Origin of the sequence: Flavobacterium sp. PMTSA4 (genome assembly GCF_032098525.1) — a bacterium.
GTDB classification, from domain to species: Bacteria; Bacteroidota; Bacteroidia; order Flavobacteriales; family Flavobacteriaceae; genus Flavobacterium; species Flavobacterium capsici.
On the sequence record NZ_CP134890.1, the window covers coordinates 2,097,870 to 2,119,419 of the forward strand.

The following is a 21,550-nucleotide window of genomic DNA, read 5'->3' on the forward strand; positions in this document are numbered from 1 at the left end:
TTTTCTTGAAAAACGCTCCGAATTCGGAGCGTTTTTTTATTTTTATAACATGTCAAAACCAACTTTTCTAAACCAACTTGCAAATACGATTATCACAAATTATCCCGAAAATCTTTCGGATTGCATTATTGTTCTTCCAAATAAAAGAGCAAAAGTTTTTTTGATCAATGAATTACAAAATATTACAACTAAAACTATTTTTGCTCCCGACATCATTTCTATAGAAGAGTTTGTTCAAAATATTTCTGGAATAAGAAATATTGATTCGGTTGAATTACTCTTCGAATTTTATAACGTTTATTGTTCGATTGAAGAAAAAAATAAGTTGGATGAGTTTGAAAGCTTTGCCAATTGGGCAAAAACATTGCTTCAAGATTTTAATGAAATTGATAGATATTTATTAGAACCAGATAAAATCCTGAAATATCTTGAAAACATTAAAGAAATAGAACATTGGTCGGTTGACATCAATAAAAAAACAGAATTGATTGAAAAACACCTTCTGTTTTGGAAAAAATTACCTCATTATTATCATTCATTATACAAACATCTGTATAACAAAGGAATTGGATACCAAGGATTAATTTACAGAGAAGCGACTGAAAACCTCACCCATTTTAGTGATAATTTAAAGAATGAAAAGTTCATCTTTGCAGGTTTCAATGCTTTAAATCAAGCGGAAGAAAAAATCATTCAACACCTGTTGGCTATTGATAAAGCTGAAGTTTATTGGGATTTGGACGAAGTTTTTTTAAAAGATGAACTGCACGATGCGGGTTTGTTTCAAAGAAAGTTTAAAAAAGAATGGAATTTCTATAAAAACAATCCTTACCAATGGGTTGCGAAAGATTTTGCACAACAAAAAACCATCGAAATTATTAGTACGCCAAAAGCAATTGGCCAAGCTAAAATTGTTGGGAATATCATCGAACAACATTGTGAAACTGAAAATCTTCAAAATGTAGCAATCATTCTTGGTGAAGAAAATCTGTTGTTGCCTATTTTGTATTCATTGCCCAAAAATGTTGATGCTTTAAATATCACGATGGGTTTTTCGAGTAAAAACAATCCTGCACAGCTATTAATTTCAAAGTTTTTTAAACTTCATGTCAACACAACCAATAGAAATAGCAGCAGTTACACGATGTATTTTAAAGATGTGCTCGATGTTTTGACAAATCCTTTGATTGAACCTTATATCGATGCTTATGACTTAGTAAATCGCATCAACAGAAACAATTTTTCATTTATTTCTTTGAATAAACTTCACGAATTGTATGGTAAAGAAAATGAGTTATTTCAACTTTTATTTCAAAAATGGGATACAAATCCTGTTCAGTTTCTTGAAAATATTGCACAAATTCTGTTGTATATCAAATCAAAATTAAATCGTGATAACGAAGAAGAAAAGATTACGAATGCGTTTATTTACTCGATTTATAAAGTAATTAATAAACTCATTAGCTATTTATCGAATCAAAATTCGGTTACCGATTTAAAAACTTTGTTTGCCATTTACAAACAAGTAGTCGAAGTTGCCGAAGTTTCTTTTGAAGGCGAACCTTTAGAAGGTTTGCAAATCATGGGAGTTTTAGAAAGTCGTGTTTTGGATTTTGAAACCGTTATCATCACATCGGTTAATGAAGGTAAATTTCCTGCTGGGAAATCTAACAATTCGTTCATTCCTTATGATGTGAAACGCGAGTATGGTTTGCCGACTTATAAAGAAAAGGATGCCATTTACACCTATCATTTTTATCATTTATTGCAACGTGCTAAAAATATTTATTTGCTATACAATTCGGATAGCGATGGTTTTGATGCTGGTGAAAAAAGTAGGTTCATCACACAATTAGAAATTGAGAAACAACCCAATCATACTTTAAAACATACTTTTTATAACCCAATAGTTCCTGCAGTTGCCAATGAATTAATGGTTATTGAAAAATCAGAACAGGTACAAAACCGTTTAAAAGAAATTGCCGAAACTGGTTTTTCGCCTTCATCTTTGACAAGTTATATTCGAAATCCTATTCAGTTTTATTTTCAACGAATTCTTCGCATTAAAGAAACCGATGAAGTAGAAGAAAATATTGCCGTAAACACTTTGGGAACTATCATTCATGGAACTTTGGAAGAATTGTACAAACCTTTTTTAAACCTAATTTTAACCGTTGATGATATTGATGAAGCACTCTTTAAAACAGAAACCGAAGTGCTCATTCAGTTTAAAAAAGTGTATAAAGAAGGCGATATTAAAACAGGTAGAAACCTACTAGCCTATGAAGTTGCTAAACGAAATGTTGAAAATTTTCTAAAGGCGGAACGAAAAGAAATTGAAAACGGTGCAGAAATTCAGGTTTTATCCCTTGAAACAACCTATCAACGAACCATTGAAGACAATCGTTTGCCTTTTCCTGTTTTGATAAAAGGAAATGTAGACCGAATTGAACTTCGCGACGGAAAAATTAGAATTATTGATTATAAAACCGGTAAAGTAGAACAAAAAAATGTTTCGCTTTCCGATTGGAACGGTTTAACAGATGATATCAAAAACGATAAAATCATTCAGGTTTTGGCATATGCTTTTATGTATGAACCCGAAGCTAAAAACCGAGAAATCGAAGTTGGAATTGTTTCTTTTAAAAATATGAAAGCAGGTTTTCTTCCGTTCAATTACAAAGTTGATAAAGTTTCGACTGCGGTAATTACTCCCGAAATTATGGAAAGCTATTTAGATCAAATTGTCACCTTGTTATTAGAGATTTTTGACAAAGACAAACCCTTTGAAGAACGGGTGTAATTAGGAATTGTAGATTTTTTTTCGTATATTATTGATGAACTTAAAATTCAAAATATATGAAAAAGACAATTATTTTAACTTTCCTTATTTTAGCCTCTTGTGCTTCAAAAGTTAAGTTTCCAATTTCTAATGTTACACCAGGAGCCGAAATTACGGTCAAAACATCTAAAGATGACAATGGAAACAGTAAATTAGAGCTAAATGCTAAATATTTAACTGCTCCCGAAAGGTTATCGCCTTCCAAAAAGTATTATTTGGTATGGCTTCAAACGAAGTCTAACGGATTGCATAACTTAGGAAGACTTGACACCGATGCTTCATCAAAAGCTTCGTTTGAAACGATTACACCTTACGAAATAGATGAAATTTTTATCACGGCTGAAGATGATGCTTCCATAAAATATCCCACAGGTCAAGAGATTACAAGAGCTAAACTCTAATGAAGAACCAAATTGAGAAAACAATTCACGAAAGTGAGTTGTTTTTTTATATGCCTTTCAAAAATTCTAATAAAACTCTCTTTAAATCCGCTTGATTTTCAATGTGACTCATATGACCATCAGGAAAAGTAGTCAGTTTTACTTTGGTGCCTTCTATTTGCTCGAGATTGTCTTCGTAAATAAGCACGCCGTCTTTTTTACCTAATATTAATTGGATTGGAAATGGCGCAAAATGCAAAATCACTTCTCTATCTTTTCTGATTTTCATGCCTTCAAGTGCTGCCACGATGCCTTGAAGTGGCGTTTTTAGTGCTTCAAGTTTTACTTGTTCTATTTCCTCTGCGAGTTTTTCGCGGTTGTCTTCGCTGAATAAATTGGCAATACTCATCCGAACAAAGTTGGTGTAATTTTGCTTTACGGCAATAATAGCGCGGTCTCGATTTGTTTTTCGTTCGTCGCTATCAGCACGCGAAGTTGAGTTAAGCAACACAATTCCTTTTACATTTTCGGGATACAATTCGGCGAAAGCCAGCGCTACATAACCACCCATTGAATGACCAATAAAAACTGCTTTTCTAATTTTTAATTCATGTAAAACATGATGAACCGCATCAGCTTGGTCTTCCATTGAGTGCACGTATCCTAAACATTCGGTTTGTCCGTGGCCTAATAAATCAATGGTAATAACGCGATTTTTTTTAGTCAAATCGGGAACAAAAGCATTCCACATGGTTTGATTTTCGAGAAAACCGTGTAACAGAACCACTGCCGTGCCTTTTCCTTGCTCGGTATAACTGATTTTGGTGTTTTTGTAGATAAGTTGTTTGCTCATTTCGTTCCAAAATTACTATTTCAACACGAAAGCACGAATGAATTCTGAAAAAAATATTCTGCTTACTAAATATGACTTTTCAAGCTACATTTTTAACTCTAAAAATCACTTCAAAAATGAGTCAATCACCTTCAAAACGAATGAATCAGTACTTTTAGTATTAAATTCAACACTATTAGTATCAAATAAAATACTTTTTATATAATTCTCTACACTATTAATATTAAACATAATATTATTTGTATCAAACTACATACTATTAATATAATATTCAATACTATTAGTGTTAAATTCAACACTTTTAATATATAATTTATTACTTTTAGTATATCTTTAAATGTTTTTAACCTTAAAGTCAATGCAATAAAACCGAATTCTATGAAAATTAGTCCTAATAACATCAGTACAGGCAAGATTTTAGAGAAAAAAATCAAAGCCAAAAACCTTAGTTACAAAGCCGTTGGCGAGGCCATCAATCGAAACGGGCTTTCGGTCTTTAAGTATACCGAAAGCAGCAGCTTGCAAACATCCGTTTTAATTGATTTTTGCTATGCATTAAAGCACAATTTCTTTAGTGATATTGCCGACCAACTTCCGATGGAGTTTACTAAAAACCAACCTAACACCGACCAATTAAATGCTGAAAAAGATGCGTTAATTGCTCAATTGCAAGAAGAAAATAAGGTACTTAAGATTCAAAACGACGTGTTGATTAAGATTAGAAGTTGATTTAAGATTTTTTGTTTGTTTGATGGGATTCTTCGTGCCTCAGAATGACAAGTTACAGTATAAAAAACGGCTCACTTTCGTGAGCCGTCAATTTTCAATATTTATTTGAAACTACACATTCATAATGCTTTCTATTTCCTCAACCTCTATTGGTATATTGCGCATTAGATTGAATGGTTCGCCTGATTTTTGAATAACAACATCATCTTCTATACGAATTCCGAAACCTTCGGCAGGAATGTAAATTCCAGGTTCAACTGTGAAAACCATATTTGGTTCCATTGGTTCGTGTAATAATCCGTAATCGTGTGTGTCTAATCCCATGTGGTGTGATGTTCCGTGCATGAAATATTTTTTATAAGCTGGCCATTCTGGGTTTTCGTTTTGTACGTCGGCTTTGTCTAACAATCCTAAACCAAGAAGTTCTGAAGTCATTATTTTACCTACTTCAACATGGTATTGTTTCCAATAATTTCCTGGAACTAACATTTTTGTTGCTTCATTTTTAACTCTCAAAACGGCATTGTACACTTCTTTTTGTCTGTCTGTAAAACGCCCAGAAACTGGAATCATACGTGTCATATCGCTGGAATAATTGGCATATTCGGCACCAACATCCAATAAAATCAAATCGCCTGCTTTACATTGCTGATTGTTTTCGATGTAATGTAAAACGTTAGCATTATTTCCCGAAGCGATGATTGGCGTATAAGCAAAACCTTTTGAACGATTGATTAGAAATTCGTGCATAAATTCAGCCTCGATTTCGTATTCCATTACATTTGGTTTGACAAAATTTAATACTCTGCGGAAACCTTTTTCGGTGATGTCACACGCTTTTTGAATTAAATCGAGTTCTTCGCTTTCCTTAACAGAACGGATGCGCTGTAAAATTGGGTTTGATTTTTCTACTTTATGTGCCGGATAATTTTCTTTCCACCATTTTACAAAACGAGCTTCGCGGGTTTCGGTTTCAATAGCTGCACGATAATGTTCGTTAGTATTGATATACATCGTGTCAGCATACGCCATGATTTCTTTCAAAGTTTTATGGAAATCCTGCAACCAAATTACGGTTTTAACTCCTGAAACTTCAAAAGCCCTTTCTTTGGTTAGCTTCTCGCCTTCCCAAATGGCAATGTGTTCGTTGGTTTCTTTGAGAAAAAGAATCTCTTTCAGGTTTTCATAAGGTGCATCTGGAAAAAGCAACAAAATACTTTCTTCTTGGTCAACACCAGATAAGTAAAAAATATCGCGATGTTGCGCAAAAGGCAAAGTAGAATCGGCAGAAACCGGATAAATATCGTTACTGTTAAACACGGCAACGCTGTTTGGTTTCATTACAGCAGTGAATTTTGCTCTGTTTTTTATGAATAAATCTTTGTCTATTGGATGGTATTTCATTTTTAGAAATTTTAAAAATTATGATTTACCAAAATTACGAAAGAATAAAAACTATGAAGTAGCCAAATGGCATTATTTTATGTTTTTTCGAATTCTGCTCATGTGTCGATTGGAAATTCCTAGAAAAGAAGCCAAATAATGCAATGGTACTTCCTGCAATAGTTTTGGCTCGGTTATTAAAAGTTTATGATAACGTTCTTCGGGTGAAAGCGTGAGTAAATCGATTCGATAATCATCGATGAGCATGATTTGCTTTTCAATTAATTTGAAATAGAATTGATGAAAAGCAGCGTTGTTTTGCAGTAAATGTCGAAAGTTTTTTAAATCGATTACCAAAAGTTGTGTGTCAACCAATGCTTTGATGTTTTTTTGCGAAGGAGTTGCGTCTAGAAAACTTTTTAAAGAAGAAGTAACCGAATTACGCAGACCTAAATAAGTAGTTTTTTCTTCGCCTTCAATTTCAATGGCATGTTGAAGAATTCCACTTTCGATGTAGCAAAAATGAGTGCAGATTTCATTTTCTCTAACTAAAAACTCATTCTTTTTTAAAAGCAAAGGCAAAAAAGATTCCAATGCAATTTCAATTTGTGATTTCATCTGTTTGTCCTTTTTATCAATAAATTGATTTATAAAAAGTAGAAAGGAATTTTTAGTTTCTGAATTTTTCATTGGTCAAAGTGAATTACAAAAGTATTGTTTTTTAAAAAAGACACTTTGAATTTGAATAGAAATGAATAATTTTAGAAAAAAAACATGAAGAATATTTTAACTACTTTATTGTTGGTTTCACTATTTGGCTTCGCTCAAGATAAAAGTCCGTATCAATTATTTGACAAAAACGGCAAAAAAGTTAGATATAAAAAACTGCTCAAAAGCACTGAAAATGCTGATGTTGTATTGTTTGGCGAATATCACAATAATTCGATAGTACATTGGCTTCAATTAGAACTTACCAAAGATTTGGCCGAGAAAAAACAACTTATTCTTGGCGCTGAAATGCTTGAAGCTGATAATCAAAAACAAGTTAATCAATACTTGGCAGGAGAAATAAATCAGAAACAATTGGATTCAACTGCAAGACTTTGGAATAATTATAAAACGGATTACAAACCTTTGGTAGATTTTGCCAAAGAAAAGAAATTGAAATTCATTGCTACGAATATCCCAAGAAGATATGCTTCGCTGGTTTTTAAAAAAGATTTTCAAGCATTGGATAATTTAACTGATGAAGAAAAATCATGGATTGCTCCATTGCCTATCCCTTTTGATATTAATCTTCCCGGCTATAAATCGATGATGGAAATGGCGGAACATGCTGGAGAAAAAATGCCAAAAGCACAAGCCATTAAAGACGCAACGATGGCGCATTTTATTGTTAAAAACTTTGTCAAAAACAGTTTATTCATTCACTTCAACGGAACCTATCACAGTGATAACTTTGAAGGAATCAATTGGTATTTGAAAAAATACAATCCAGAGTTGAAAATTTTGACAATTTCGACTGTTGAACAGTCAACTATTTCAAAATTAGATAAAGAAAATTATACTAAAGCAGACTATATTCTCGTTATAGATATAGACGCAACCAAAACATATTAATCAATCATCATGAAAAAGCTTCTTTTAATCGCACTTTCAGGTTTATGTTTGTTGTTTTCTTCCTGTAGTAAAGAAGAATCAACAGACGAACCTATGTTAATTATCAAATTCAAATTTGACCCTAATCAAGTCCGTTTGAATAATCTTGGACAACCAGCAACAATTCCCGCAGGACATGCCGCTCAATCTCCACAATTTAATCAAATTTCTGCACATTATGTAGAATTTGCGCCAAATGCAAATACGCAACTTGGTTCGGGTTCAGTTGTTTATCATGCTCCAGAAACTGTACTTGGTGGAAGTACTGCTATAGATTTTGATCAAGCAAAAGTTGTAACAGAAGGTGAAACTTTTTTAAAAATTCCATTAAGTCAATTGAATAGCGGAACTTACGAATGGTTGAGAGTTTCTTTGTCTTATCAAAATTATCAAATCAACATTCGTCATCAAAATGTAGATTATCAAGGAACTTTAGCAAGTTTTATTGGTATAAATAATTATATCAGTTCGTTCTCAATCGGAAACAACTTTTTCGATATTAATGGAAATCGTCCTCAAGGATTTTGGGCATTTGCTATCAATAATCAACCTTATTCAGCATCTGGACAAGCTCCAGCTAATGCGACTACAGTTCCTAATCCATTAGCAAGTACATCTCCAATTCCTGCTGGTTCTTGTGTAGTAACAGGAAAATTTCCAACAAATTTGATAATCACTGGCTCGGAAAAAAATGATGTTGTAGTTACCCTAAACTTATCAATTAACAACAGTTTTGAATGGCAAGAAGTAACTTCAGACGGTAAATTTGAACCTTCTATCGGAGAAAATGTTGTTGATATGGGAATTCGAGGATTAATTCCAACATTTGTAAAGTGATTTGTTTAAGGTTTTCTTAGTTAAATTTACGTTATAAAGACTTGAAAATCAACAATCGTTAATTTCATTTTAAAATGATTATAAATTACAGCGAAAAGGTTGTAGTTATAGTCAATTAACGCTATTTTTGTCTGTCTTTTTAAATAAATTAAAAAAATCTTATGGCAAAATCTGCACTTTTAAAGTCATCTCTTGCAAAAAAATATTGGATGGCTCTTACGGGTTTATTTTTATGCTTGTTTTTAACAGGTCATTTAGCTGGAAATCTACAATTATTAGTTCCAAATAACGCAGTAAATTTCAATAAATATGCGTTATTCATGACCACAAATCCAGCGGTAAAATTACTCTCTTATTTAACCTATATTTCTATTTTATTCCACGCCATTGATGGTTTTCTTTTAACGTATCAAAATGTTAAAGCAAGACCAATTGGTTACGCAAAAAACAATCCTTCAAAGAATAGTAGTTTTTCATCTAGAAATATGGCAGTTCTTGGAACTATCATTTTGATTTTCATCGTTACTCACATGGTGAATTTTTGGGCAAAAATGCATTTTGACAGAAACATGCCATTAGTAACTAAAGTTCAAGACAATGGAACGGGTATGAAACAAGTGCAAATAGTTGGGACAAAAGATTCTCCGATGCCTTTCTTAAATGCCAATAATGAATATGTTATTTCAGAAAAATTCATAAAAGACGTTAAAGAGCAAACTCAAGGAAAATACGATTTAAAATTAGAACACGGAACTACATTAATAAACAAAGTTGATGGTGAAGTAGTTTTTGAAGGTTACAAAGATTTATATAAAATTACTGTTGCTTTCTTCAAAAGCGAAGGAAAATTTATGGGTACTATTCCTAAACAAGGTTTATTGTTCACAATACTTTATGTGTTGGCAATGGCTACATTAGCCTTCCATTTATGGCATGGTTTTCAAAGTGCATTTCAATCATTAGGATTAAATCATCCAAAATATACACCAGCTATCAAAGGTTTTGGAAAATTCTTTGCAATTGTAGTTCCAACACTTTTTGCAGTTATTCCAGTTTACATTCATTTTTTCTTAAAATAAATCAACAACATATACTATGAAGTTAGATTCTAAAATACCTCAAGGCGACATTTCTCAGAAATGGACTAACCATAAAGATCATTTAAAACTTGTTGCTCCAAATAACCGTCCAAAATTAGATGTAATTGTTGTTGGAACAGGTTTAGCTGGTGCTTCGGCTGCAGCTTCACTTGGTGAAATGGGCTACAATGTTAAAGCATTTTGTTTTCAAGATTCTCCGAGACGTGCGCACTCAATTGCCGCTCAAGGTGGAATTAACGCTGCGAAAAATTACCAAAATGATGGTGATTCAACATACAGATTATTTTACGATACCATAAAAGGTGGTGATTATAGAGCAAGAGAAGCAAATGTTCACCGTTTAGCAGAAGTTTCTGCAAATATTATTGACCAATGTGTGGCACAAGGTGTTCCTTTTGCACGTGATTATGGTGGAATGTTAGACAACCGTTCTTTTGGTGGTGTTCAAGTACAACGTACTTTTTATGCTGCAGGTCAAACAGGACAACAGTTATTGCTTGGTGCATATTCTGCTCTATCAAGACAAATTGGTCTAGGTAGAGTAAAAATGTACAATCGTCATGAAATGCTAGATTTAGTAAAAGTTGACGGAAAAGCACGTGGAATTATTGCAAGAAACCTTGTTACTGGAGAATTAGAAAGACATTCGGCTCATGCAGTAATTATTGCATCTGGTGGATATGGAAATGTTTATTTCCTTTCAACAAACGCAATGGGAAGTAATGTAACTGCAGGTTGGAAAATTCATAAGCAAGGTGCATTATTTGCAAATCCATGTTATGTGCAAATTCACCCAACATGTATTCCTGTTCACGGAACCAATCAATCAAAATTAACTTTGATGTCTGAATCATTGCGTAATTCAGGACGAATTTGGGTTCCAAAGAAAAAAGAAGATGCTGAAGCTATTCGTGCAGGAAAATTAAAACCTACACAAATTGCTGAAGAAGATAGAGATTACTATTTAGAAAGAAGATATCCTGCTTTTGGAAATTTAGTTCCTCGTGATGTGGCTTCAAGAGCTGCAAAAGAAAGATGTGATGAAGGTTATGGAATCGAAGCAAACGATACTAACGAAGGTGTTTACCTTGATTTCTCAACAGAAATTAGAAATAAAGGTAAAGAAGTAGCTTATGCAAAAGGAAATCACAATCCTTCAGAAGAAGAAATTATAAAGCTAGGAAAACAATGGATTGAAGAAAAATATGGAAACTTATTCGAAATGTATGAAAAGATTACAGACGAAAATCCATATGAAACTCCAATGAAAATTTATCCAGCAGTTCACTATACAATGGGTGGAGTTTGGGTTGATTATAATTTACAATCTACTATTCCGGGTTGTTTCGTAGCTGGAGAAGCAAACTTCTCTGATCACGGAGCAAACAGACTTGGTGCTTCGGCATTAATGCAAGGTTTAGCAGATGGTTATTTCGTTTTACCATATACTGTTTCTAATTATTTAGCTGACGAAATAAGAACGGGTAAAATTTCTACTCAATCGGCTGAATTTGATGAAGCAGAAAAAAGAGTTAAAGATTCTATAGATAAATTCCTTGGAAACAATGGTTCGAAATCAGTTGACCATTTCCACAAACGTTTAGGATTAATCATGTGGAACAAAGTTGGAATGGCTCGTAATGAAAAAGGATTGAAAGAAGCAATCGAAGAAATTGCTGCTTTAAAAGAAGAATTTTATAAAGATGTTTACGTTCCTGGAAGTGCAGATGAATTAAATCCAGAGTTAGAAAAAGCGCTTAGAGTTGCCGATTTTATTGATTTAGGTCAATTAATGGCAATGGATGCTTTACAACGTAAAGAATCTTGTGGAGGACATTTCCGCGAAGAATATCAAGACAGTGAAGGAGAAACGCTTCGTGATGACGTAAATATGTCATTTGTTGGAGCTTGGGAATACATGGGATTTGATATCACAAAGGAAAATCTTCATAAAGAAGAATTAAAATATGAGTTCATAAAAATTGCTGCTAGAAACTACAAATAAGAAATCATGGCTACAAAGAAAAACATCAATATAAAACTAAAAATTTGGCGTCAAAAAAACGCTAAAGACAAAGGTAAAATTGTAGATTATAAATTAGACAATGTATCTACAGACAGTTCGTTTCTTGAAATGCTTGACCAATTGAACGAGCAATTAATTAACGAAAGACAAGAACCAATTGCTTTTGACCACGATTGTCGTGAAGGAATTTGCGGAATGTGTTCATTATACATCAACGGTCGTGCTCATGGTCCAGATACAGGAACTACAACATGTCAATTACACATGCGTAAATTCAACGATGGCGACACTATCTATATCGAACCATTTAGAAGTAAAGCGTTTCCTGTGGTAAAAGATTTAGTAGTTGATAGAAGTTCTTTTGACAGAATTCAGCAAGCTGGAGGTTTCGTTTCTGTAAATACTTCAGGAAATACTATTGATGCAAATGCAACACCAGTTCCAAAAGATGATGCTGATAAAGCATTCATGGCTGCAGCTTGTATTGGTTGTGGTGCATGTGTAGCAACTTGTAAAAATGGTTCTGCAATGCTTTTTGTTGGAGCAAAAGTGTCACAATATGCTTTGTTACCACAAGGAAAAGTTGAAGCCACGCAGCGTGTATTAAACATGGTGCGTCAAATGGACGAGGAAGGTTTTGGTAACTGTACAAATACTGGTGCATGTGAAATAGAATGTCCAAAAGGAATTTCACTAGAAAACATTGCTCGCATGAACAGAGAATATCTAAAAGCAAGTTTGAAATAATTAATTTGCTCAGAATTATATAAAAACGCATTCACTATTTGGATGCGTTTTTCTTTTTATTAAATTCAAATAAATTAACTTTACATAACCACTCATATAGATTTAATGAAAAATTTACTGTTTTATTTAGGCTTACTAATCTCTTCAAACAATATTGCCTTTGCTCAAAATATAAAAATAATGACCTATAATATTCGTTTAGATATTGCTTCTGATAATGAAAATACTTGGTCAAATCGAAAAGAATATTTATGTTCTCAAATTAAATTCTACAATCCTGATATATTTGGAATTCAAGAAGCTCTACCAAATCAAGTTGATTATATTTCAAATTTCTTTTCTGATTATAAATATGATGGAATAGGTCGTGATGGAATCGGCAAAGGCGAATCATCTAATATTTTTTATAGAAAAGAACGATTTGAATTATTACAGGAAAATACTTTTTGGCTTTCTGAAACTCCTGATAAAATTTCCAAAGGTTGGGATGCTGCATTAAATAGAATTTGCACATATGTTCAGTTAAAAGACAAAATAACAAAACAAATTTTTTGGGTTTTCAATACTCATTTAGACCATATTGGAGAATTAGCTAGAACAAATTCAATCCAATTAATTCTCTCAAAAATAAAATTATTAAATACTGAAAACTATCCTGTTTTCTTAATTGGTGATTTCAATTCTGAACCAACTGAAGAAAGAATTGTCTATTTAAAAACTCAAATGAATGACAGCTATGATATCTCAGAAGAAACACCTTTTGGTACTTTAGGAACATTCAATGGTTTTAAACATAACGAACCTGTTTCCAAAAAAATTGATTACATATTTTTATCTAAAAAAAGCCCATTCAAAGTGAAAAAATATGCTGTTTTAAGTGATTCAAAAGATTTAAAATATCCTTCAGACCATTTACCTGTTTACATTGAAATTAGCTTAAACTAAAAGTGTTTTTTATCTTTGAATTAGAAACACAACTTCATGAAAAAATTTCTTTCTCCATTATTATTATTAATTTCTTCGTTTATTTTCGGTCAAAATTATAGTGAATACGTCAATCCTTTCATTGGTACTGGTGGACACGGACATACTTTTCCTGGAGCAACGGTTCCGTTTGGCATGGTGCAACTTTCGCCAGATACACGAATTGATGGAAGTTGGGATGGTTGTTCGGGTTATCATTATTCAGACAATGTGATTTACGGATTTTCACATACGCATTTAAACGGAACTGGCGTTTCCGATTATGGCGATATCATGCTTATGCCAACCATGGGCGAACCAAGTTTTGATAACAAAGTTTATTCTTCGACCTTTTCACATGCTAGCGAAAAAGCTTCAGCAGGTTTCTATTCTGTAAAATTAGACAAACACAATATCGATGTTCGACTTACAACCTCAACACGAGTAGGTTTTCACGAATATACTTTTAATGAAACTGGTTTAGCGAATATTGTTTTAGACTTAAATCATCGAGATAAATTATTGGAAGGGAAAATTCGTGTTATTGATGACAAAACAGTTGAAGTTTTAAGACGAAGTGAAGCATGGGCAAGAGATCAATACGTTTATGCACGAATTGAGTTTAATCAAAAGATGACTGTTTCAAAAACAAATAAATCAGACTCAGAAAAACTTGAAATTACTGGAATGAGTTTCTCCAAACAAGTCAAAAAAGGAGAAAAAATTTTAGTGAAGGTTTCGCTTTCACCAACGGGTTATGAAGGTGCAAAACTTAATGCATCTGAAATAAAAGACTGGAATTTTGAAAAAGTAAAAAAAGATGCTGAACAACTTTGGGATAAAGAATTATCAAAAATTGAAGTTTCATCAAGCATTAAAGACAAATTAGTCATTTTCTACACAGCTTTATATCATACGATGGCGCAACCAAATATCGCGCAAGACATCGACGGAAAATACCGTGGTAGAGACAACAAAGTACACGAAAGCGAAGGATTTGATTACTATACTGTATTTTCGCTTTGGGATACTTTTAGAGCAGCGCATCCATTATATACTTTAATCGATAAAAAACGCACCGCCGATTTTATCAATACCTTTCTAAAACAATACGAACAAGGCGGACGTTTACCCGTTTGGGAATTAGCTTCCAACGAAACCGATTGTATGATTGGTTACCATTCCGTTTCTGTTATGGCAGACGCAATGGCAAAAGGAATCAAAGGTTTTGATTATGAAAAATGTTTTGAAGCTGCTAAACATTCCGCGATGTTAGATCATTTAGGTTTGGATGCTTACAAAAAGCAAGGTTTTATTTCGATTGATGACGAACACGAAAGCGTTTCTAAAACCGTAGAATATGCTTATGACGATTGGTGTATTGCACAAATGGCGATGATTTTGAATAAGAAAGAAGATTACGAATACTTCTCGAAACGTTCTCAATCATGGAAAAATGTTTTTGATTGGAACACAGGTTTTATGCGACCAAAGAAAAATGGCGGTTGGGACAAACCGTTTGATCCAAAAGAAATCAACAACAATTACACCGAAGGTAATAGCTGGCAATATTCTTTTTTTGTGCCACAAGATATAGAAGGTATGATTCAAGCGTATGGTGGAAACGATAAATTTGAAGCCAAACTTGATGAAATGTTCAATGCGGAAAGTAAAACTACTGGTCGCGAGCAAGTAGATGTTACTGGATTGATTGGTCAATATGCACACGGAAATGAACCAAGTCATCACATGACGTATTTGTATAACTACGTAGGTAAACCAGAAAAAACTACCGAGAAAGTTCATTACATTTTAAATAATTTCTATAAAAACACACCCGATGGATTAATAGGAAACGAAGATTGCGGGCAAATGAGTGCTTGGTATGTCTTGAGTTCGATGGGAATCTATTCGGTTACGCCGGGAGTTCCAAAATGGGAAACAACAAAGCCTTATTTTGAAAGAGTAAAATTCAATATTGACAATGAAAAGATTAAAGATATTACTCAGACTTCTTCAAAAAACGAACTAGAAAATATTGGAGGTTTCTATGCTGATGCAATTAAAAAAAGTAATATATACATATATGAAGAATTAATTCCTGTTCCAGTTATAAATGCAGAAAGTAAATCGTTTAAGGATAAAATGAAAATTGAGATAATATCTAAAAATCCAAATAATAAGATTTACTATAATGTGCATGAAAGTATGACTTCTCATCATGATATGGATTTAGAGCTATATGTAAAACCTTTTGAAATAGAGAAATCTTCTGAAATTATTGCATATTGTTTTGGGAATAAAAATCAACAAAGTGAGTTTATATCCGCAACGTTCTTCAAAAAACCAAACAATTATACCATTGACATCAAATCAAAATACAATCCACAGTATCATGCTGGCGGAAATGACGGTTTGCTGGATGGAATTTTTGGAACAACCAACTGGCGAAAAGGCGATTGGCAAGGTTATCAAAGTCAGGATTTTGAAGCCGTAGTTGATTTGCAAGAAGTAAAATCAATAAAAAATTTAAGCTCTAATTATCTTCAAGATTCTCGTTCGTGGATTTTAGTGCCAACAAAAGTAGATTATTATACTTCAGATGATAATATAAATTTCAAATTTGTTGGAAGTATTGAAAACACAGTCAATCCAAAGGAAACTGAAAACAGTATCCGCAATTTTAGTTTAAAACTTGATTCACCAATTAAAGCAAAATATGTAAAAGTAATTGCTAAAAACTTTGGTAAGCTTCCTGAATGGCATCAAGGTTTTGGTGGCGATGCTTTTATTTTCATTGACGAAATAACAATCAATTAGTTATGATAACAGCATTATTACAAACCAAATTAGTTTGGGAAAACCCAGCCGAAAATCGAAAAATTTTGAGCAAAAAAATCAATGATTTAAACGAATTGGTTGATTTAGTTGTTCTTCCCGAAATGTTTACTTCTGGTTTTACAATGAACCCAAAAGCAGTTGCCGAAACAATGCAAGGCGAAACAATTAATTGGTTACAAAACATCGCTAAAGAAAAAAATTGCGCCATTACTGGAAGTTTAATTATCGAAGAAAATGGAAATTTCTACAATCGTTTGGTTTTTGTTTTTCCCGACGGCAAAATTCAACATTATGACAAGCGTCATTTATTCACTTTGGCTGGCGAGGATAAAGTTTTTTCTAAAGGAAATAAAAAACTAATTGTTGAGTTTAAAAACTTCAAAATTTGCCCTTTGATTTGCTACGATTTGCGCTTTCCTGTTTTTTCTAGAAATGTAGAAGAATATGATTTGCTAATTTATGTTGCCAATTGGCCAAAACCTCGTGTAAACGCTTGGGATATTTTGCTCAAAGCTCGTGCTGTAGAAAACATGAGTTACGTAATTGGAGTTAATCGCACCGGATTTGATGATAACAACCATGAATATATTGGACATTCTCAAGCAGTTGATTTTTTAGGGAACAATCTAATCGAACCTCAAGAAACCGATGGTCTTTTTATTGCGCTTTTAGACAAAGATAAATTACTCGAAACCAGAGAAAAACTTGCTTTTTTGAATGATAAAGATGAATTTACTCTAACCTAATTCCCAATGTTGATAGGTTGTTCGACATCCCAATTTGCCCTGACGTCAATTTCTTTTGGAAAATAAATTACCTCTTCACTTTGACGTTTCTCAAGATAACTACCAGTATCCCAAACTCCGTTTTTATTGTCATCATAAATAATTCTGACCGTATAAAGCAAAGGTTCAATATTCATAAACTCAACCGTAGTTTCTTTCTCAGTATAAGCAGTTGCCTTTACTTTTCCGTCTTTGTTTGTGAGTTCAACAATTATCGGAAATCGTTTTGCGTTTTCTAAAATGAGTCGCAAATTCCCATAATCAGTGGCATTTTTGGTATTGAGTTTATAGCTCAACGTATCATTTACATTATCAAAAAAGTCTACAAATGCATCAGGAAAAGCCGAAACAATATATTTTTCTGAAGGTTCTTTTTTAAAGTCAATGTAAATTTTTTGATTGAATTCATCAAACTCAGTTGTAAAATCAACAGCTAGCGAATCTTTATTGATAATAGAAATTTTCGATTTATCAACTTTTACAATTGGTGTGGTGCTTGTCAATCCAAATCGTTCTCTAAGCGGAAGATTTCCAGCAAAGTCTGAAGAAAATCGCAAAGTATCTTTCTTTTGAGCTTTTATTTTGGTCCAAAACTCTTTTTTGAAATTATCTTTTTCAACCGAAACTAATAACGAATCAACTTTGGGTAATTTACACCAAATTTGCAACGAATCTTTCTTTGGAAATTGCGTTATCATTGATGGTAACACTTCCGTTCCATTTTTCACAGAAACTTTAGTTCCTTTTCCTTTTCCTTCGGTAGCTATCAAAAGTCTGTTTCCCGAAGCTTGTACTGGTTTGTTGGCTTTAAACGGTAATTCTTCCTTAAACAATTCCAATTCATAAATATCATCATCAGGAATTGTGATTGTATTGGCATAAAACCCAATCTTATCCGACTTTGGATTAAATTTATTATTGCCGTTGTCTTTCAAAGCAATCAGCTGATATTTCCCAGCTTTTATATTTTCAATCGTAACCAACTTCAAACTATCCAAAGTATTGGCAACATATCTTGGCGTTTCTTTATAAATAGTTGAATCATTAAATTTTTCATCCACTTCATACAACATCACCGAAACAAAATTATCTACTTTCTTTTCTAAAGCATCTTTAATTTTCACACTTAATTTCAGCGAATCAATATAACTTCCGGTTGAAAAAACATATTTAAACTGCGAGTACGGATTTCCTTCATTATTATCCTCAATACTTTGTCCAAAATTGAAACTATAAGTAGTATTCGGTTGCAGCGTATCTTTAATTTTTATTGTAATAGTTTTTGAAGCAACCTGCGGAAAAATTTCAGGAACAATTTTCATTGGTGGCGAAACAATCAACTGCTTATTGATGTTTTTTAGTTTTACATATTCATCAAAAACTAATTTTATTTCCTTTCCTTGAAAATTAACAGAACCATTTTTTGGAAAACTGGTCTTCAAAACCGGAGCCAAAGTATCCTTATCGCCGCCAGTAATAGTACCACGCTTAGCACAACTAGCAAAAGCCAGCACTACCATCAAAAAAAATAATTTAAAAACCTGTTTTGCCATTTTTATCTTTTTCAAGCCACAAAATAACAATTATATTTAGTGCGAACGAAATGTTTTTGAGGAAACTTAACATTTAACTATGCGACATCGCCATACAAACAATGCTAATCTTCACATTTGGAATTTTCAACAAAGCACGACTACACAATTCAAGCGTTGCACCACTAGTAATAACATCATCTACCAATATAAAATGTTTACCATCTAACGAAGCATCAAAAACTACATCAAAAGTACTTACAGATATATCATTTCTTCCCAATAAATTCTTCTTCGTTTGCGTTTTAGCATATACTTTTCGAACCAAAATTGTATCATTATAAGGAATATTGAATTTTTCACTAATCGCTTTTCCAAATTTCTCCACCTGATTATAACCTCGTTCTCGAAGTCGTTTTTTATGTAATGGAACCGGAATAATAAAATCAGCCGATGTGATAATTTCAATATTTTTCATTTCTTCAGCATACCAATTACCAATCATTTCACCAACATCTTCCAGACTTTTATATTTTAATCGATGAATCATCTCTTGAACCATGCCTCGCTTATGAAAATAAAATAACGCTGAACCAAACTCTAACGGAATTCTTCCATAAAACTTCTTAATAACTTCATTATCCTTAGTCAAATGATGATTCGTCACCGGAAGTTTATGCCTGCAACTAGTGCAAATCACAATTTCATCAGCCAATAAAAACGAAGTACATGCCGCGCAGGACTTTGGAAAAAACAAATTAATTAGATGTGTTATCATAAAAATATTTTCTTACATAAAAGTAAAAAGGATAATTTTCATAAAAAAGGGGGTTTTCCCCCTAATTTTAGTAATCTTTAAATTTTAACACTTTTTTTAAAACCCTTTAGAAGCTAATTTGTAGCTTCTAGAAACTCATTTGTAACTTCTAGTAACTAATTTGAAGCCTTTAGTAATTCATTTGTAACTTCTAGTAACTAATTTGTAGCTTCCAGTAACTTATTTTTAGCTTCTAGAAAATCATTTGTAACCTTTAGAAGTTAATTTGTAGCTTCTAGTAACTCATTTGTAGGCTCAAGAAGTTTAATTTTATCTTTTCGCAGCAAATTTTACTGTCTGAAATACAGTAATCAACTAATTTTCAAAAAATAAACAGAAACCATTTTTTTAATACGACTTTTTATATTTTTGCACCACTATGGCAAAACAAGAAGATTTATTTAAAAATGTAGTTTCGCACGCAAAAGAATACGGATTCATTTTTCCGTCAAGCGAAATATACGATGGGTTAAGCGCAGTTTACGATTATGCCCAAAACGGAGTAGAATTAAAGAAAAACATTCGCGAATACTGGTGGAAAGCAATGGTGCAAATGCACGAAAACATTGTTGGTTTAGACGCAGCAATCCTTATGCATCCAACCACATGGAAAGCTTCTGGTCACGTCGATGCGTTTAACGATCCATTAATTGACAATAAAGACAGCAAAAAAAGATACAGAGCCGACGTTTTAATTGAGGATTATGCCGAAAAATTAAACCTGAAAGCTAAAAAAGAAATCGAAAAAGCACGCGAACGTTTCGGTGATGCTTTTGACGAAGAACAATACAAAACTACCAATCCACGTGTGATGGAATATCTTTCAAGAGAAAGACAAATCCTAGAACGTATGGGTAAATCATTAGGAAATGGTGATTTAGAAGATGTAAAAAACCTTATCGACGAATTAGAAATTGCTTGTCCTGAATCGGGTTCAAGAAATTGGACCGATGTGAAGCAATTCAATCTAATGTTCGGAACAAAATTGGGTGCATCAGCTGAAAACGCGATGGATTTATACCTGCGTCCAGAAACGGCTCAAGGAATTTTTGTGAATTTCTTAAACGTTCAAAAGACTGGTAGAATGAAAGTTCCTTTCGGAATTGCTCAAACTGGAAAAGCGTTCAGAAATGAAATCGTTGCACGCCAATTTATTTTCCGCATGCGTGAATTCGAACAAATGGAAATGCAATTCTTCGTAAAACCAGGCGAAGAAATGAAATGGTACGATTACTGGAAAGAAACTCGTTTAAAATGGCATCTTTCTTTAGGTTTAGGAAAAGAAAATTATCGTTTTCACGACCATGAAAAATTAGCACATTATGCAAACGCTGCTGCCGATATCGAATTCAATTTCCCATTTGGATTTAAAGAATTGGAAGGAATTCATTCAAGAACCGATTTCGATTTAAAAGCACACGAACAATATTCTGGTAAAAAACTACAATATTTTGATACCGAAACCAATTCAAATTATGTTCCATACGTTGTGGAAACATCCGTTGGATTGGATAGAATGTTCTTAGCCGTTTTTGCAACCGCTTTACAAGAAGAAACTCTAGAAGATGGAAGCACAAGAACTGTCCTTCGTTTGCCATCCGTTTTAGCACCAACAAAAGCTGCCGTTCTTCCATTAGTGAAAAAAGATGGATTACCTGAAGTTGCTAAAAACATAATTGATGACTTAAAATGGGATTTCAATGTTTCTTATGATGAAAAAGACGCTGTAGGTAGAAGATACAGACGTCAAGATGCCCTTGGAACACCATTTTGCATTACTGTTGACCATCAAACTTTAGAAGACGAAACCGTAACTATTCGTCATAGAGATTCAATGCAACAAGACCGAGTAAAAATTTCTGAATTAAGAAATATTATTTCAAATGAAGTGTCAATGCGCAATTGGTTAATGAAAATGTAGCCAATTAATGACTGATAAAAACCTTAAAAACCTCTTAAAATTGAGAGGTTTTTTTTATTTTAATTTACCACATTTTAGAAGCATTCCTCTGTTGATAAATTATAAACAACTTCAACGTTAATATGAGCAAATCAT

General features: G+C 32.9%; 17 protein-coding genes. 12 read left to right on the plus strand and 5 right to left on the minus strand.

Features of this window, described 5'->3' with window-relative positions:
- The first annotated feature begins 49 nt into the window (after positions 1 to 49).
- Both RN605_RS09570 and RN605_RS09575 read left to right on the plus strand, forming a co-directional pair.
- Complete coding sequence (locus tag RN605_RS09570) at positions 50 to 2,803, plus strand: PD-(D/E)XK nuclease family protein (RefSeq protein ID WP_313324434.1); 2,754 nt, start codon at positions 50 to 52, stop codon at positions 2,801 to 2,803.
- 56 nt (positions 2,804 to 2,859) lie between these two features.
- Positions 2,860 to 3,243 (plus strand): hypothetical protein, encoded by a 384-nt coding sequence (locus RN605_RS09575; RefSeq protein WP_313324435.1) that lies wholly within the window; start codon positions 2,860 to 2,862, stop codon positions 3,241 to 3,243.
- A gap of 46 nt (positions 3,244 to 3,289) precedes the next feature.
- Here the strand turns inward: RN605_RS09575 and RN605_RS09580 are convergent, their stop codons facing one another.
- Positions 3,290 to 4,075: an alpha/beta fold hydrolase gene (locus RN605_RS09580; protein ID WP_313324436.1), complete on the minus strand. Its 786-nt coding sequence runs from the start codon at positions 4,073 to 4,075 to the stop codon at positions 3,290 to 3,292.
- Positions 4,076 to 4,453: 378 nt separating this feature from the next.
- On the opposite strand from RN605_RS09580, the gene RN605_RS09585 reads away from it, so the two are divergent.
- Positions 4,454 to 4,804 carry a hypothetical protein gene (locus RN605_RS09585; RefSeq protein WP_313324437.1) on the plus strand — a complete coding sequence of 117 codons (351 nt, stop codon included), beginning with the start codon at positions 4,454 to 4,456 and terminating at the stop codon, positions 4,802 to 4,804.
- 111 nt (positions 4,805 to 4,915) lie between these two features.
- Here the strand turns inward: RN605_RS09585 and RN605_RS09590 are convergent, their stop codons facing one another.
- Together RN605_RS09590 and RN605_RS09595 are read right to left on the minus strand one after the other, a co-directional pair.
- Positions 4,916 to 6,208, minus strand: coding sequence for an aminopeptidase P family protein (locus tag RN605_RS09590; protein ID WP_313324438.1), 1,293 nt, complete (start codon positions 6,206 to 6,208; stop codon positions 4,916 to 4,918).
- Between the two features lie 72 nt (positions 6,209 to 6,280).
- A complete protein-coding gene (locus RN605_RS09595; RefSeq protein WP_313324439.1) occupies positions 6,281 to 6,877 on the minus strand; it encodes a Crp/Fnr family transcriptional regulator in 597 nt (198 codons plus the stop codon).
- An 84-nt stretch (positions 6,878 to 6,961) separates the two neighbouring features.
- Between RN605_RS09595 and RN605_RS09600 the strand changes: the two genes are divergently transcribed.
- From RN605_RS09600 to RN605_RS09635, 8 genes are all read left to right on the plus strand, one after another.
- Positions 6,962 to 7,807: a ChaN family lipoprotein gene (locus tag RN605_RS09600; protein WP_313324440.1), complete on the plus strand. Its 846-nt coding sequence runs from the start codon at positions 6,962 to 6,964 to the stop codon at positions 7,805 to 7,807.
- A 9-nt stretch (positions 7,808 to 7,816) separates the two neighbouring features.
- A complete protein-coding gene (locus RN605_RS09605) occupies positions 7,817 to 8,683 on the plus strand; it encodes a hypothetical protein (RefSeq protein WP_313324441.1) in 867 nt (288 codons plus the stop codon).
- Positions 8,684 to 8,844: 161 nt separating this feature from the next.
- The gene (locus RN605_RS09610) at positions 8,845 to 9,762 is read left to right on the plus strand and encodes a succinate dehydrogenase cytochrome b subunit (RefSeq protein ID WP_313324442.1); all 918 of its coding nucleotides are present in this window, start codon (positions 8,845 to 8,847) and stop codon (positions 9,760 to 9,762) included.
- Positions 9,763 to 9,778: 16 nt separating this feature from the next.
- A complete protein-coding gene (locus RN605_RS09615; protein ID WP_313324443.1) occupies positions 9,779 to 11,788 on the plus strand; it encodes a fumarate reductase/succinate dehydrogenase flavoprotein subunit in 2,010 nt (669 codons plus the stop codon).
- Between the two features lie 6 nt (positions 11,789 to 11,794).
- Positions 11,795 to 12,556, plus strand: coding sequence for a succinate dehydrogenase/fumarate reductase iron-sulfur subunit (locus RN605_RS09620; protein WP_313324444.1), 762 nt, complete (start codon positions 11,795 to 11,797; stop codon positions 12,554 to 12,556).
- 105 nt (positions 12,557 to 12,661) lie between these two features.
- Positions 12,662 to 13,501, plus strand: a complete 840-nt coding sequence (locus tag RN605_RS09625) for an endonuclease/exonuclease/phosphatase family protein (protein ID WP_313324445.1) — start codon at positions 12,662 to 12,664, stop codon at positions 13,499 to 13,501.
- A 36-nt stretch (positions 13,502 to 13,537) separates the two neighbouring features.
- Positions 13,538 to 16,339, plus strand: a complete 2,802-nt coding sequence (locus tag RN605_RS09630; protein ID WP_313324446.1) for a GH92 family glycosyl hydrolase — start codon at positions 13,538 to 13,540, stop codon at positions 16,337 to 16,339.
- Between the two features lie 2 nt (positions 16,340 to 16,341).
- Complete coding sequence (locus tag RN605_RS09635) at positions 16,342 to 17,106, plus strand: nitrilase family protein (protein WP_313324447.1); 765 nt, start codon at positions 16,342 to 16,344, stop codon at positions 17,104 to 17,106.
- On the opposite strand, the gene RN605_RS09640 is transcribed toward RN605_RS09635, so the two are convergent.
- Positions 17,103 to 18,698, minus strand: a complete 1,596-nt coding sequence (locus RN605_RS09640; RefSeq protein WP_313324448.1) for an Ig-like domain-containing protein — start codon at positions 18,696 to 18,698, stop codon at positions 17,103 to 17,105. The genes RN605_RS09635 and RN605_RS09640 overlap by 4 nt on opposite strands.
- A 73-nt stretch (positions 18,699 to 18,771) precedes the next feature.
- A complete protein-coding gene (locus tag RN605_RS09645) occupies positions 18,772 to 19,455 on the minus strand; it encodes a ComF family protein (protein ID WP_313324449.1) in 684 nt (227 codons plus the stop codon).
- A 418-nt stretch (positions 19,456 to 19,873) separates the two neighbouring features.
- On the opposite strand from RN605_RS09645, the gene RN605_RS09650 reads away from it, so the two are divergent.
- Complete coding sequence (locus RN605_RS09650; RefSeq protein WP_313324450.1) at positions 19,874 to 21,415, plus strand: glycine--tRNA ligase; 1,542 nt, start codon at positions 19,874 to 19,876, stop codon at positions 21,413 to 21,415.
- Positions 21,416 to 21,550 lie beyond the last annotated feature (135 nt).

What these genes read in the sequence shown, in the direction of transcription:
- RN605_RS09600 (WP_313324440.1), top strand. Translation starts at nt 6,962, where the DNA reads ATGAAGAATATTTTAACTACTTTATTGTTGGTTTCACTATTTGGCTTC.
- RN605_RS09605 (WP_313324441.1), top strand. Translation starts at nt 7,817, where the DNA reads ATGAAAAAGCTTCTTTTAATCGCACTTTCAGGTTTATGTTTGTTGTTT.
- RN605_RS09595 (WP_313324439.1), bottom strand. Translation starts at nt 6,877, where the DNA reads ATGAAAAATTCAGAAACTAAAAATTCCTTTCTACTTTTTATAAATCAA.
- RN605_RS09585 (WP_313324437.1), top strand. Translation starts at nt 4,454, where the DNA reads ATGAAAATTAGTCCTAATAACATCAGTACAGGCAAGATTTTAGAGAAA.
- RN605_RS09630 (WP_313324446.1), top strand. Translation starts at nt 13,538, where the DNA reads ATGAAAAAATTTCTTTCTCCATTATTATTATTAATTTCTTCGTTTATT.
- RN605_RS09610 (WP_313324442.1), top strand. Translation starts at nt 8,845, where the DNA reads ATGGCAAAATCTGCACTTTTAAAGTCATCTCTTGCAAAAAAATATTGG.
- RN605_RS09590 (WP_313324438.1), bottom strand. Translation starts at nt 6,208, where the DNA reads ATGAAATACCATCCAATAGACAAAGATTTATTCATAAAAAACAGAGCA.
- RN605_RS09650 (WP_313324450.1), top strand. Translation starts at nt 19,874, where the DNA reads ATGGCAAAACAAGAAGATTTATTTAAAAATGTAGTTTCGCACGCAAAA.
- RN605_RS09640 (WP_313324448.1), bottom strand. Translation starts at nt 18,698, where the DNA reads ATGGCAAAACAGGTTTTTAAATTATTTTTTTTGATGGTAGTGCTGGCT.
- RN605_RS09615 (WP_313324443.1), top strand. Translation starts at nt 9,779, where the DNA reads ATGAAGTTAGATTCTAAAATACCTCAAGGCGACATTTCTCAGAAATGG.
- RN605_RS09570 (WP_313324434.1), top strand. Translation starts at nt 50, where the DNA reads ATGTCAAAACCAACTTTTCTAAACCAACTTGCAAATACGATTATCACA.
- RN605_RS09635 (WP_313324447.1), top strand. Translation starts at nt 16,342, where the DNA reads ATGATAACAGCATTATTACAAACCAAATTAGTTTGGGAAAACCCAGCC.
- RN605_RS09620 (WP_313324444.1), top strand. Translation starts at nt 11,795, where the DNA reads ATGGCTACAAAGAAAAACATCAATATAAAACTAAAAATTTGGCGTCAA.
- RN605_RS09625 (WP_313324445.1), top strand. Translation starts at nt 12,662, where the DNA reads ATGAAAAATTTACTGTTTTATTTAGGCTTACTAATCTCTTCAAACAAT.
- RN605_RS09580 (WP_313324436.1), bottom strand. Translation starts at nt 4,075, where the DNA reads ATGAGCAAACAACTTATCTACAAAAACACCAAAATCAGTTATACCGAG.
- RN605_RS09575 (WP_313324435.1), top strand. Translation starts at nt 2,860, where the DNA reads ATGAAAAAGACAATTATTTTAACTTTCCTTATTTTAGCCTCTTGTGCT.
- RN605_RS09645 (WP_313324449.1), bottom strand. Translation starts at nt 19,455, where the DNA reads ATGATAACACATCTAATTAATTTGTTTTTTCCAAAGTCCTGCGCGGCA.